The following is a 14,072-nucleotide window of genomic DNA, read 5'->3' on the forward strand; positions in this document are numbered from 1 at the left end:
ATGTCAGAAGCCATAGAGGAGCGATTGGAAAAAATACCGGTAATAAACTGGTTGGCTCGTTTGCTGAAAAAAATAAAACTTAAAGCATTTGAGGGACTCTCATTGTATGACCTTTTGGAAATGTATGCTATGGGGATTGTGAAAGGGGCCTTGTCTACCCGAGCCAGTTCCATTGCTTTTAGCTTATTCATGGCACTGTTTCCCCTACTCATTTTTTTGGTTACGCTCATCCCGTTCATAATACCTTATGTGAGCATAGGCAATGAAAATTTCGATGCTCAATTTTTACTGTTTTTGGAGTCATTTCTTCCTACCGCAACAAGTGATTATTTTGGGGATATTTATCAGCAGATCAAAGACCAAAAACAGGGTGGGCTTTTGTCTTCGGCCTTTATCATTTCTATTTTTTTGGTGGCGAATGGGGTGAATGCCATATTTGGGGGCTTCGAATATTCCTATCACGTTGAACTTACCCGAAATTTTTTCCGTCAATATGCCTATGCGCTAATGGTGGGCTTAATACTTTCCATATTGCTTATTGTGGGTGCTGTTGCCTTTGTTTATTTCGAGTTTTATATTGTCGAGTACACCAGCGAGTATTTCGGAAAAACCTTGGGCTACAGTGTGGAAAAAGGGGATGCCATTGGCATACAAATTGCAAAGGCCCTCTTTTTCATGTTGCTGTCTTATCTTACCACGGCAATTCTGTATTATTTTGGCACGGCAGAGGGACGACAGGCTAGATTCTTTTCCGCAGGTGCTTTGATGACCACGCTCCTGTTTTTGCTAACCTCATATCTATTTGGGGTGTATGTAGAAAAATTTGCCCGCTACAATGAGCTGTATGGGGCACTGGGAGGATTATTGATATTAATGGTATTCATTTGGTTGAACTCCAATATTTTGTTGTTGGGCTTTGAGTTGAATGCTACCTTGAATTCGTTGAAGAAAAAACATGAAAAACAGCCACATGCATCATAGGGTAATTTTAGGTTTGTGTCTGCTGATGTTTCAAGCAGGATGGTCGCAAACCGTTTTTGGAAAATGGAAGACTATAGATGACCGCACTGGTATTGAAAAAGCGATTGTGGAAGTCTATAAAAAAAATGGATTGTTAGAGGCAAGAGTCAAAGAAATTTTGGAAAAAGGAAAGGAAGATGCAGTCTGTATCAAATGCGAGGGTGAACTGAAGGACAAACCTATTTTGGGCATGAAGATCATTTCAAATTTCAAGAAAAATGGTGATGGTGAATATAAGGGCAATCGACTTTTCGACCCGGAACACGCCAAGACCTACCGGGGAAAAGTATGGCTGGACCCCGATAATGAAAACAAACTAAAGGTGAGAGGGTATCTGGCATTTTTCTATCGCACCCAGACCTGGCTTAGAGTAAAGGAGGAATAAGCCCATGGAATATTTTTTGGATGTGGTCTTGCCCATTCCTTTGGAAAGACTGTTTACCTATAAAATTTCACAAGAAGAAGCAGCTATTTTGCAGCCGGGTATGCGGGTGGCAGTTCCGTTTGGTAAATCCAAGATTTATACAGCGCTTGCCTACCATGTCCATTCAAATCCACCTATTGCTTACGAGGCTAAGGAGATTTATCAGGTTTTGGACGAAAGAGAGGTTGTTACCCAAAATCAAATTAAACATTGGGAATGGATTGCCCAATACTATATGTGCACGTTGGGTGAAGTGGTTCGTAGTGTCTTGCCCAGTGCTTTTCTGTTGGAGAGCGAGACCTTGATTTTATCGAACAAAGAGACTGAAATCAATGAAATGGAACTTAGGGACGATGAGTTTTTGGTATATGAAGCCCTGCAACATCAAACGGTGCTGCGCATTGCCGAAATAAGTGATATTGTGGACAAAAAGAACGTTCTGTCATTGATCAATGCATTGGTTGCAAAAGGGGTGGTTTTGCAAAAAGAAACATTGTACGAAAAGTACAAGCCCAAGTTGATTCGGTACGTGAAACTGGCTGCTGAATTTGAAGATGAGACAAAGCTGGAATCACTTTTAAACAATTTTACCCGCGCGCCAAAACAAAGTCAGGTAGTGTTGTCTCTATTTCAACTTCAGGCCAGGACCAAAAAACCCGTTCCTATTGCAGATTTGGAAAAAGAAAGCAAGACCTCACGGGCAATCATAAAGGCACTCGTGGACAAAGGGGTATTGGAAGAGTACCGCATCCGAACAGATAGGATACAATATGCTGAAGATTCCATTACATTCAAGAATATACAGCTAAATGAATATCAAGAGAAAGCACTTTCCAAGGTGCAGCAAAGCTTTGACCAAAAAAAACCGATACTGCTACATGGTGTAACCAGTTCTGGCAAGACCGAGGTGTATGTAAAGTTGATTCAGGAATGCTTAAATGAAGGAAAGCAAGCACTTTATCTCTTACCGGAAATTGCCCTCACCTCTCAGCTTATAAATCGATTACGCGACTATTTTGGCAACAAAGTGGCGGTTTATCATTCCAAATATAGCATACATGAGAGAGTAGAGGTATGGAACAATGTACTGTCCAATGCTGAAAAGGCGCAAATAGTCATTGGAGCACGTTCTGCGCTGTTTTTGCCATTTTCCAGCTTGGGTTTAGTGGTGATTGATGAAGAACATGAAAGTTCCTTTAAACAATTTGATCCAGCCCCGCGATATCATGCCAGGGATGCCGCACTGGTTTTAGCTTCTTCTCATGGCGCCCATACCATTCTGGGCTCTGCCACACCGAGCATTGAGAGTATGGAGAATGCAAAAAAGGGAAAGTATGGTTATGCTTCAATTGATTATCGGTATGGGGATGTGCTCATGCCGGAAATAAACCTTGTTGACATTAAAGAGGCGACCCGGAAAAAAAGAATGAAGGGGCATTTTTCCGAAAAGCTGATTGATGCCATTTCCGAAAAATTGGAAGACGGGGAACAGATAATTCTTTTTCAAAACCGGAGAGGTTTTGCACCTGTTGTGGAATGTACTACCTGTGGACATGTGGCACAATGCCCCAATTGCGATGTTAGCCTTACCTATCATCAGCATAGAAACCAATTGCGCTGCCATTATTGTGGATACCATATGGCCCTACAACAAGCCTGTTTGGCCTGCGGAAGCGCCACCTTGGATAAAAAGGGATTTGGCACAGAGCAAATTCAGGAAGAATTGGGCCAGCTTTTTCCTGAAGCTAAAGTGGGCAGAATGGATTTGGACACCACCCGCGGAAAGTTTGCCTATGAAAAAATCATATCGGCATTTGAAAGCCAGGAAATGGATATTTTGGTGGGAACTCAAATGGTCACCAAGGGATTGGATTTCAGAAATGTGGGCTTGGTCGGCATCATGAATGCCGATTCCATGCTTAATTTTCCCGATTATCGCGCTCATGAAAAAAGTTTTCAGATGCTTACCCAAGTGTCGGGTAGGGCAGGGAGAACCCAAAAAAGGGGTAAGGTGTTGATTCAAACCTATAATCCCTATCATCAAATTCTGCAACAGGTCACAACCAATAACTATGACAAGATGTTTGAAGAGCAATATTATGAACGGGAGCAGTTTAAGTATCCTCCGATAGTCCGTATCATAAAATTGACTTTGAAAGACAAGGATTTTAACAAATTGAACGAAGCGGCCGATTGGATGGCCACTTCTTTGCGAAACATTTTAAATCATCAAATTCTTGGACCAGAGTATCCACCCATAGCAAGGATTAGAAGAGCATATTTAAAAAACATATTGATCAAGATACCCCGCAATCAATCATTGGCCAAAACAAAAAATAGCATTAAAAGAATTGAAAAATCCTTTAATGCTATTTCCAAGTATAAGAGTGTAAGACTGGTCTACAACGTGGACCACATATAATTAAACATTGGCAAGTGCCTCTGCCAATTCGGTCTTTTTATTTCTACTTAGTGGAATCTGTCTGCCCCCAACTTCAACATTTTTGCTGTTGAACTTCTCTATCTTCTCCAGATTCACAATATATGATTTGTGGATGCGCAGAAATTTTTCTTCGGGTAATTGTTTTTCAAAGGCTTTCATGGTGGAAAGGATAACGATGTTTGCTTCATCGGTCACCAATTTGATGTAATCCCCAAGTGCTTCAATCCACTTAATATCATTTAAAATAACCTTTCGTTTTTTAAGGTTACTCTTTACAAAGATGTGCTCCTCGTCTTCATCTACCCTATTAAGTTGCTCATATTTGGCCACAGCTCTTTTTACGGAAGCTTCGAATCTGGCCAAGGTAATGGGTTTGTGAAGATAGTCGGTCACATCATAATCAAATGCCTTAAGGGCATAGTCTGGTTTTCCGGTGATGAGGATAACCTGAGGTGGGTTCTCTAATGCCTCCAATAGGTCGAAACCATTGATGATTGGCATTTCAACATCCAAAAAGATTAAATCAATCTCATGGTTTTTCAGCCCATTTTTGGCTTCGATAGCATTGCTGTACTCAGCGACAAGGGCAAGATGTGGATGATTGTTGACCAATTTTGCAACAGCCATACGCTGCATGGAGGAGTCGTCGACAATTATACTCTTTAATTTCATAGAATGGGGTGATTTGTAGGGTTTTAAATCATCGGCAAATTACACAAAAAAGAAGGTTAACAGCAATAAAAGATGTAAACATGGTCTATTTTGTTGTGTATATTACCATATACGTTACGTAGGTTTATAAGGTTCATTTTTGTTAATAACTCTTGTACCTAAACGAAGATTTTATGCTTTTCTTGCGGGGTGACGGAAATATTACTAATTTTGCGCTCCTTTAAATAAAATATAATATATGAACCATTACGAAACTGTTTTCATTTTGAATCCCGTTCTATCTGAGACCCAGATAGAGGAAACAGTCAAGAAGTTCGAAGATTTCTTGATTAAGAATGGCGCCAAAATGGTCTCCAAGGAAGATTGGGGACTTAAAAAATTGGCCTATCCCATTCAACACAAAAAAAGTGGCTTTTACCACTTGTTCGAATTCGCTGCTCCCGGTGAGGCCATAGGGCCTTATGAGCTAGAGTTCAGAAGAGACGAACGTGTTATGCGTTTTTTGACCGTTAAATTGGACAAGCATGCTATTGCTTGGGCAGAAAAAAGAAGAAACAAACTAAAAGCAAAGGCATAGGGGTATGGCATCCATAGAACAACAAGCAAAATCGAAAAAAGACGGAGAAATCAGGTATTTGACCCCGTTGAACATTGAAACCACCAAGCAAAAGAAATACTGTAGGTTCAAAAAATCTGGAATTAAATACATTGACTATAAAGACCCTGATTTTTTGATGAAATTGGTCAATGAGCAAGGCAAATTGCTTCCCAGAAGACTTACAGGTACTTCTCTAAAGTATCAAAGAAAAGTAGCACAGGCCGTAAAACGTGCCCGTCACCTGGCCTTAATGCCGTATGTTGGCGATATGTTGAAATAAAAAACGAAGAGCATGGAACTTATTTTAAAAGAAGACGTACAGGATTTGGGCTTTAAGGACGATGTCGTCACTGTAAAGAATGGATATGGTAGAAACTACCTAATTCCACAAGGCTTGGCCACACTGGCAACACCATCTGCCAAAAAGGTGTTGGCTGAAAACCTGAAACAAAGGGCCCACAAAGAGAAAAAAGTGATTGATGAGGCCAATAAGGTTGCCGAAGCCCTAAAGCAATTGGAGATTCGTATTCCAGCTAAAGTGGGGGCCGGCGATAAATTGTTTGGTTCGGTTACCAATATTGACTTGGCCGCAGCTTTGGACAAGGAAGGCCACCAAGTAGATAAGAAATTCATCAGTATCCAAGGGGGTGCCGTCAAAAGAGTGGGACCTTATAACGCTGAAATTCGTTTACACCGCGAAGTAATCGTTGACTTTCCATTTGAGGTGGTCGCTGAGGCCAAATAAATAGGATATTTCGGTTAATAACTTGTGAAGAGCTATGCGCGCATAGCTCTTTTTTTGTTCTAAGTTTGTAGATACTCACAGTCTAATTAACACATAGCAAATGAAAAGATTTCTACCCTTGGGAGTACTATTCTTTATGGTATTCTCGTCAGCTTTTTCCCAAGTTACAACCTCCAACATTCGCGGGAATGTGGTCGATGACCAGAACGAACCCTTGTTTGGGGCCAATGTGGTCGCCGTGCACACACCAACAGGTACCCGATATGGGGCAATAACCAACGACGAAGGTCGATTCAACCTATTAAACCTTAGGGTCGGGGGACCTTATGAGGTCACCATTTCCTATGTCGGTTTCAAAAGTGATGTTCGCAATGACATATCCCTGTCACTGGGAAAAACCTTTACCTATTCCGTAAGTCTGCAGTCCGATAGCCAACAATTGGACGAGGTTATACTTGTTTCAGACCAAACTGGAACTTTTGGTAGTGATCGAACTGGTGCCGAAACGAGTGTAAGCCGTAGGGATTTGCAGCGTTTGCCTACCATTTCCCGTTCCGCCAACGATTTTATCCGCTTGGAACCTGCCGCTTCTTCTGGTGCTTCTGGACTCTCTTTTGGAGGTAGAAATGATCAGTATAATAACTTTTCTTTGGATGGTGCCATATTCAACAATCCCTTTGGTTTGGATGCTGCTACGCCTGGTGGACAGGCCAATGCGCAGCCTATTTCTCTGGACGCCATTGACCAAATTGCGGTTACTACGGCTCCGTATGATGTAACCCAGTCTGGATTTACAGGAGCTTCGGTAAATGCAGTGACCAAGAGTGGAACCAATAAATTCTACGCCACCGCCTATGGCTTTTTCAGGAATGATGATTTAACAGGAGGAAAAATTGAGGGTGATGATGTGGTCAAGACAGGATTGGAACAAACGCAATACGGATTCAGTATAGGAGGACCCATTATAAAGAACAAATTGTTCTTTTTTGCCAACTTTGAACGTGATGAACTAACCGAGCTGGGCACCGATGGTTTTGTACCGGGTGGCGTTGGAGCCGATGGCATTAGTACTTCCAGGGTAACCCAGACCGATATGCAGCTTGTGGACGACATATTAAGACAAGTGGTAATCGGACAGGACGCCCAAGGGAACGATATTTTCTACAACCCAGGGGCCATCACCGGATTTAACTTTGATCAAGAATCCAACAAGGGCATCATCAAATTGGATTGGAACATTAACGATAACAATCGATTGGCGGTGATCTATAACTTTTTAAATGCTTCTAGAGGACTGCCGGCCAACAGAAATGCCATTACATTTCGTGGCCCAAGCACACAAACGCTCCAGTTCGAAAATGCTGGATATGAAATCAATAACAATATACAATCCGTTCAGTTGGAATTGAACAGTACCCTGAGCAACGAAGCAACGAATAAACTTCAAGTGGGATACACCCATTTTGACGATTTCAGAAATCCGTTTTCCACACCTGCACCAAGTATTACGCTTTTGGACGATACAGGAAGTTCCAACTATATTATTGCTGGACACGAACCGTTTTCAATCAACAACAGACTGGACCAAAAGGTATTTCAGATTACGGATAATTTGAATTTCTTCATTGGCAATCACACGTATACGGTTGGTTTTGCCTTTGAAAAATTCCAGTTCGACAACTCGTTTAATCTTGGATTTTATGGTGCCCAAGGTGTGTTTTTCCCTTCAGGGTCCATAGCGGACTTTAGAAATTTGGATGCGGCTGGGGAAGCAGCTCTCGTGGGTCAATATCAAGCCCAGTTCGATGCTGCGATAGCAACTGCCAACAATAATAACCAATTTCCTGATGGGACTCCCGGGGGATGGTCATTGGCAGAAACCAACGTAGGGCAAATGTCATTTTACTTACAAGACCAATGGGATATGACCGATGACTTCAAATTGACCTACGGGATACGTTTTGACCGACCCTTGTATTTCGATACGGCGGACAAAGTCAGGGAAAACATAGACCGAAAAGGCGGTACCTTGGCTGAAGGGGGCACTTATGCGCCAGACATTACCTACTTTGATCCAGAGACCAATGAGGAAATATTTATCGATTCTGAGCAATTGCCAAATAATGATTGGTTAATATCACCCCGGGTTGGGTTTAATTGGGATATTAATGGTGACCAAACCCTTCAATTAAGAGGTGGGTCTGGTTTGTTTACCGGTAGATTTCCTTTCGTTTGGTTAGGAAATCAAGTTCAAGGAACAGATTTCTTTTTCTACCAAGTCGTGGACCCCGATTTTCAATGGCCACAAGTATGGAGGACCAATATCGGTGTCGATAAAAAGTTCGAAAATGGAATTATCTTGACAGCCGATTTGGCCTATACCAAAGACGTAAACGCGGCTCATGTTCAGAATTGGGGTCTGGGCGCGCCATCCGAGACCTTATCCGGCGTGGATAATCGAGCGGTATACGCCAATGAGGATAAATCCCAATTATTTGGAGGGCCGACCAATGCGTATGTGTTCACTAATTCAGATAAGGGTCGCATTTGGAACGCTACATTAAAGCTCCAAAAGACATTCGATAACGGTCTTTATACTCAATTGGCCTACAACTTTTTGGATGCACGGGAGGTCAACTCCATCGATGCAGAGATTACTGGGGATGCTTTCGCAGGTAATGCGGTAGTCGGAAATGCCAATAATGATGTTCTTGCGTTTTCGAGATATGGTGACAGGCATCGAATCATCGGTGTTATTTCAAAAGCATTCAAAACGGGAACCACGATTTCCTCTTTCTTTGAATATGCCCAAAGTGGCCGGTTCAACTACATCTACGGAGGTGATATAAACAACGATGGCTCGGCGATAAACGATTTGATCTATATACCCACTGCCAGCGAATTACAACAAATGAACTTCAGCGGTGATGGCCAAGCAGCAGCTTTTGAGGCTTTCATTCAGCAAGACGATTATTTGAGTGACAGAAGGGGAGAATATGCGGAACGCTACGGTGCCCTTGCTCCTTGGAGAGGTCGATGGGACATCAAAATTTTACAGGATATAAAGGTAAATGACAGAAACAGGTTCCAAATCAGTTTGGACGTCTTGAATATTGGTAACCTAATTAATTCAGATTGGGGCGTTGTGGAGCAGCAAGATTTTGACCAATTGCTAGGGGTAACGGTGGATGATACCAACACACCGACCTTCACCTTCAATCCAGACCGTACCAATACATTTTCAGCGGATACCCGCTTGCGTTCTAGATGGCAGGCTCAAGTCGGTTTACGTTATATTTTGGATTAATCGAAACAATTATTTGATTAAAAACCCTGACTTTTTTGGTCAGGGTTTTATTTTTGCAGCATGCAATAAGCAAGATGAAATTCGATTTGAACGGAATGCCTTTTACGCAGATTACATCGGACGGTAGAAGATAAATGAGTAATAGATGAAATACAAAAGACTTTCTAAAGAGCAATTGGAAGAGCTACATCCCGAATTCATCAATTTCTTGGCTACCCAATCCATCACCGCAGAAGAATGGGAAGCGTTAAAAAAAGAAAGACCGGATGTAGCAGAAGAGGAAATCGATGTTTTCAGTGATTTAATATGGGAAGGAGTACTCTCCAAAGTGGAGTATTTGGAGAACATTTCTGAAATGCACATGCATCTTTTTCACCTTACCGATAAGGAGATGAAATTGTTTTCAGTCAAAGTATTGAATCCTGAAATAGATTTGCGTACCCAAGAAGGTTTTGGTTGGTTCAAGAGAAACTTTCAATCTGATTTTGTGGAATATCTGACGGCATCAAAAGCATATGGAGAAGATAAGAATCTGGATAAGTTTGAATTGATAAAGCAGGGTGCGGTCATTACCAAAGGAGAATTGTATCGGTGGTTTGAGCAGATTATGGAATAAAGAGGTCTTTCTTTTACCCAAACCCCTTCACCCAAACCATGTATATTTGCACGAGAATCAGAAATTAAATGCCACAAAAACCTTCCATACCCAAGGGAACCCGAGATTTTTCACCTGCCGAGGTGACCAAGCGCAATTACATTATCAATACCATTAAAAAGCATTTCGAGACTTTTGGTTTTCAGCCGATAGAGACACCCTCATTTGAAAATTCAGATACGCTGTTGGGCAAGTATGGAGAGGAAGGGGACCGCTTGATTTTTAAAATCCTGAATTCGGGTGATTTCATATCCAAAGTGGATGATGTTACCTACAGTTCCAAGAATTCAAGCTCCTTGGCTCCAAAAATATCGGAAAAAGCTTTGCGCTATGACCTGACCGTCCCCTTTGCGCGTTACGTGGTCATGCATCAGAACGAGATTGATTTTCCTTTTAAAAGGTATCAGATACAACCTGTTTGGCGGGCCGACCGTCCTCAAAAGGGTCGTTTTCGGGAGTTTTATCAGTGTGATGCTGATGTGGTCGGGGCCAATTCATTGCTTCAGGAAGTAGAATTTGTGCGGTTATATGATTCAGTATTTACCGATTTGGGACTGAAAGGAACTACAATCAATATCAATAACCGAAAAGTTTTATCAGGAATAGCCGAGGTGATTGGTGCTAAGCATCTTTTGGTGGACTTTACCGTTGCGTTGGATAAGCTCGATAAAATAGGAGCGGAGAAGGTCAAAGCTGAAATGTTGGAAAAAGGGTTGTCAGAAGGTGCCATTGACAAGGCTGAACCACTCTTCGCTATGTCCGGAACTGCTTCCGAACAGTTGGACCAACTAAAACGTCTGCTTGTTGGGTCTGAAGTAGGGATGCGTGGTATCGCAGAACTTGAAGAAATCATTGAAATGGTTAATATCTTAGGATTGCAATCTGCCCAATTGCAGTTGGATGTTACCCTGGCCCGTGGACTTAACTACTATACTGGAGCTATTTTTGAAGTAGAAGCCCCAGAAGGTGTTGACATAGGTTCCATCGGTGGTGGTGGACGCTACGATGATCTTACTGGTATTTTTGGTTTAAAAGATGTGAGTGGCGTTGGAATTTCGTTCGGACTAGATCGGATTTATCTGGTTTTGGAGGAGCTGGGACTTTTTCCTGATGATTTGGATACCCAATTGGATGTTCTATGTTTGAACTTCGGCAAGAACGAACAAAATGCAGCTTTAAAATTGGTTGCGACACTCCGAAAGCATGAACTTCGGGTGGACTTGTACCCAACCGATACCAAGGTGCAAAAACAGTTTAAATATGCTGACAAACGTGGTGTACCCTATGTAATTTTATTGGGAGCAAAAGAGCTGTCCGAAGGTGTTTTTGTAGTGAAGAACATGAAAACGGGACATCAGGAATCCTTTTCATTGGACAATCCTTCCCAGTTTGTACATAAGATAGGTTAAGTTCTTTTTTTGATTTCGGTTACGATCTTTTTGTAATAACTTGGCCCATGAGGTACATATTTCTCTGTGCGTCCCAATCCCCAAGTTTCTTCAGCAAAACGGAACAATGGGATCAAATCCAATGCTTCGACCTCATTTTCCTGCTTAACTAATGCTGAAAAAGGCACTTTCAACTTAACCAAAAAAAGATGGTGCAGTTCGGCATCAATAAAATCTTCAGCATGTTTATGCGTTTCCCTGAAAGTCCCAATGGATTCCAAATCGGATTTCTTTATTTGAAGACCTATCTCTTCCTCGACTTCACGAAGGGCAGCGGTTTCAATATTTTCACCTGCCGAAATATGTCCAGCTACGGATACATCCCAAAGTAGGGGATAGGCCATCTTTTTTCTACCCCGCTGTTGGATTAAGACCTTGCCGGTTTGGGTATAGCACCAAACATGGACCGTAGGATGCAATAAACCTTTTTGATGGGCCTCGGATTTTAAACAGGATTTACCAGTCGGCTTTCCATTGTCATCCAGAATGTCAACCTGTTCTTCCATTGGTTTGAAAAAGTCTGCTTGTCATTTCGAACGTATGTGAGAAATCTCAAAACAAAGTCCGGAGTAAAGATTGACATATCTCGTGTTCACTCGAAATGACATCAATAATTATTTAGTCAAAATAACTGAAAGTTTCCCCAACTTTGATGTTCAACAAGGTTTCGTAGATAAGGCGGATTACATTTTCCACGTCATCTTTATGTACCGTTTCCACTGTGGTATGCATATAGCGCAAAGGCAAGGAAATCAAAGCAGAGGCAACGCCACCATTGCTGTACGCAAACGCATCGGTGTCCGTACCGGTGTAACGTGAGGATGCCAGGCGTTGAAAAGGTATTTTCTTGGCCTCGGCCGTTTCAATAATGCGCTCCCGAAGTTTGTTTTGCACTGCAGGTGCATACGATATTACAGGTCCAGAACCGATGGAAGTCTCACCTTCCTTTTTCTTATCGATCATGGGGGTTGTGGTATCGTGACAAACATCGGTGACCAGAGCCACATTGGGTTTAATTGTCTGGGTGATCATTTCGGCACCTCGCAACCCTATTTCTTCTTGTACAGAATTGGTTATGTAGAGCCCGAAGGGCAGCTTTTCCTTTTTCTCATGTAACAGTCGGGCCACCTCGGCTATCATAAATCCACCAGCTCGATTATCCAAGGCGCGACATACGAATTTATCTTTGTTCAAAACCTGAAATTCATCCGGGTAGGTAATGACACAGCCTACGTGAACTCCCATTTTTTCCACCGCTGACTTATCCTTGGCACCTACATCGATAAAAATATTGTCCAATTTGGGCGGTTCTTCCTTGCTTTTGTCTCTAGTATGTATGGCAGGCCAACCAAAAACACCTTTTACGATGCCCTTTTTGGTATGGATATTCACCCATTTGGAAGGTGCAATTTGATGATCACTACCGCCATTGCGTATCACATAGATCAATCCATTATCGGTAATATAGTTTACATACCAAGAAATCTCATCAGAATGGGCCTCAATAACCACTTTGTATTCCGCTTTGGGGTTGATCACAGCTACGGCGCTTCCATAGGTATCGGTAATGAACTCATCCACATAGGGTTTCAGGTACTCCATCCAGATTTTTTGTCCACCCCACTCATAGCCCGTTGGAGAAGCATTGTTGAGGTATTTCTCTAGAAATTTAAGGGATTTCGCATTTAATATTTTTGATGTGGCCATATATCGAATTTAGGTAACAAACATAACAATATTCACTTTTATTTAATAGCTACATCATAGCTTTATCCTTAATTTTGGCAAGACTTTTGACAGCAAATGGCTATGGGCCGACATAAAACATTGTTGATTTTACTACTGGTTTGCTCCTTTGGATTTTCACAACAGATGGAGCTCGATTCAATTGTTCACCCCAAAGATTCCTTGACCGATTATTATGTGAGATTTGAGGGAGATTCCGTTTTATACAGTTCCATTGCCCTTGATGAGGTGTTTCTTTTTGATCGATTAACGTTTAAGGATCGAAAGGAGAAATTGAGGTACTACATCCTTAGAAGAAAAACACTAAAGGTGTATCCCTACGCGAAGTTGGCTGCAGAAAGATTGGTGGAACTCAACGACAGCCTTGTACATATAAAGAAGCGAAGACATCGAAAAAAATACACCCGCAAAGTCCAGAAATATATTGAGGAGGAATTTTCAGCTGAACTCAAAAAACTGACCCGTACAGAGGGACAGATATTGGTAAAGTTAATTTATCGTCAAACGGGGACAACGGCCTTTGACCTGGTCAAGGAACTTCGCAGCGGATGGCGGGCCTTTTGGTACAATGCCACTGCAAAAGCGTTCAACATCAGTATCAAGGAGGAATTTCATCCTGAAAGGGAGCATGAAGATTATCTTATTGAGGACATATTGCAAAGGGCTTTTGCCTCAAATCAATTGGAACGACAAAAATCAGTATTGGACTACGATTACGCCCAGTTGAACAACAAGTGGAAAGACGGTCCCAATTCCAAAAATTAATGTTCATCCTTTTTTCCAAAAACCGCATCCATAACAATATTTACCGATCTAAATCCCAAGTAAATGGCCAAAACGGCAAATAGTATTCCGAGTATAAGTACGGGAATAAAAAAGGGATGCTCTTCATTTTTAAAGGCCTGATAAAGTAAGAAAGGAGCCAAAAACATGATCGCCACGGTATAACCAAACGACTTTAGCCCCTTTACTAAAAGTTCTTTGTCGGTCCGCTTCATGGTACCAAAGTAGGAA

General features: G+C 41.8%; 14 protein-coding genes. 10 read left to right on the forward strand and 4 right to left on the reverse strand.

The annotated features are described in order from the left end of the window. Genes GTQ34_RS01895 through priA form a run of 3 tightly spaced genes read left to right on the forward strand, consistent with a single transcriptional unit; the run spans position 1 to position 3,866 of the window. Positions 1–981: a YihY/virulence factor BrkB family protein gene (locus GTQ34_RS01895; protein ID WP_166522063.1), complete on the forward strand. Its 981-nt coding sequence runs from the start codon at positions 1–3 to the stop codon at positions 979–981. Next, entirely contained in the window at positions 971–1,405 is a 435-nt protein-coding gene (locus tag GTQ34_RS01900) for a DUF2147 domain-containing protein (protein WP_235914945.1), read from the forward strand. Before GTQ34_RS01895 ends, GTQ34_RS01900 begins: the two co-directional genes overlap by 11 nt. A 4-nt stretch (positions 1,406–1,409) precedes the next feature. Further along, on the forward strand, positions 1,410–3,866 hold the full coding sequence (gene priA, locus GTQ34_RS01905; protein WP_166522065.1) for a replication restart helicase PriA: 2,457 nt from the start codon (positions 1,410–1,412) through the stop codon (positions 3,864–3,866). Here priA and GTQ34_RS01910 read toward each other — a convergent pair whose 3' ends face one another. After that, a complete protein-coding gene (locus GTQ34_RS01910; protein ID WP_166522066.1) occupies positions 3,867–4,559 on the reverse strand; it encodes a LytR/AlgR family response regulator transcription factor in 693 nt (230 codons plus the stop codon). Positions 4,560–4,797: 238 nt separating this feature from the next. On the opposite strand from GTQ34_RS01910, the gene rpsF reads away from it, so the two are divergent. From rpsF to hisS, 6 genes are all read left to right on the forward strand, one after another. Then, a complete protein-coding gene (gene rpsF, locus GTQ34_RS01915) occupies positions 4,798–5,136 on the forward strand; it encodes a 30S ribosomal protein S6 (RefSeq protein WP_166522067.1) in 339 nt (112 codons plus the stop codon). Positions 5,137–5,140: 4 nt separating this feature from the next. Beyond that, on the forward strand, positions 5,141–5,437 hold the full coding sequence (gene rpsR / locus GTQ34_RS01920; protein ID WP_166522068.1) for a 30S ribosomal protein S18: 297 nt from the start codon (positions 5,141–5,143) through the stop codon (positions 5,435–5,437). 12 nt (positions 5,438–5,449) lie between these two features. After that, positions 5,450–5,902, forward strand: a complete 453-nt coding sequence (gene rplI, locus GTQ34_RS01925; RefSeq protein WP_166522069.1) for a 50S ribosomal protein L9 — start codon at positions 5,450–5,452, stop codon at positions 5,900–5,902. Between the two features lie 100 nt (positions 5,903–6,002). Further along, the gene (locus GTQ34_RS01930) at positions 6,003–9,209 is read left to right on the forward strand and encodes a TonB-dependent receptor (protein WP_166522070.1); all 3,207 of its coding nucleotides are present in this window, start codon (positions 6,003–6,005) and stop codon (positions 9,207–9,209) included. Positions 9,210–9,354: 145 nt separating this feature from the next. Next, the gene (locus GTQ34_RS01935; RefSeq protein ID WP_166522071.1) at positions 9,355–9,825 is read left to right on the forward strand and encodes a DUF6495 family protein; all 471 of its coding nucleotides are present in this window, start codon (positions 9,355–9,357) and stop codon (positions 9,823–9,825) included. A 68-nt stretch (positions 9,826–9,893) separates the two neighbouring features. After that, on the forward strand, positions 9,894–11,273 hold the full coding sequence (hisS, locus tag GTQ34_RS01940) for a histidine--tRNA ligase (protein WP_166522072.1): 1,380 nt from the start codon (positions 9,894–9,896) through the stop codon (positions 11,271–11,273). Here the strand turns inward: hisS and GTQ34_RS01945 are convergent. Beyond that, positions 11,270–11,818, reverse strand: a complete 549-nt coding sequence (locus GTQ34_RS01945) for an NUDIX hydrolase (RefSeq protein ID WP_166522073.1) — start codon at positions 11,816–11,818, stop codon at positions 11,270–11,272. The genes hisS and GTQ34_RS01945 overlap by 4 nt on opposite strands. A gap of 112 nt (positions 11,819–11,930) precedes the next feature. Beyond that, entirely contained in the window at positions 11,931–13,019 is a 1,089-nt protein-coding gene (locus tag GTQ34_RS01950; RefSeq protein ID WP_166522074.1) for a M42 family metallopeptidase, read from the reverse strand. Between the two features lie 102 nt (positions 13,020–13,121). Between GTQ34_RS01950 and GTQ34_RS01955 the strand changes: the two genes are divergently transcribed. After that, complete coding sequence (locus GTQ34_RS01955; protein ID WP_166522075.1) at positions 13,122–13,823, forward strand: DUF4294 domain-containing protein; 702 nt, start codon at positions 13,122–13,124, stop codon at positions 13,821–13,823. On the opposite strand, the gene GTQ34_RS01960 is transcribed toward GTQ34_RS01955, so the two are convergent. After that, positions 13,820–14,056, reverse strand: coding sequence for a DUF6095 family protein (locus GTQ34_RS01960; RefSeq protein WP_166522076.1), 237 nt, complete (start codon positions 14,054–14,056; stop codon positions 13,820–13,822). The two genes, GTQ34_RS01955 and GTQ34_RS01960, sit on opposite strands and share 4 nt — an antisense overlap. Positions 14,057–14,072: the final 16 nt, after the last annotated feature.

This window comes from Flagellimonas ochracea (genome assembly GCF_009903685.1).
GTDB classification, from domain to species: domain Bacteria; phylum Bacteroidota; class Bacteroidia; order Flavobacteriales; family Flavobacteriaceae; genus Flagellimonas; species Flagellimonas ochracea.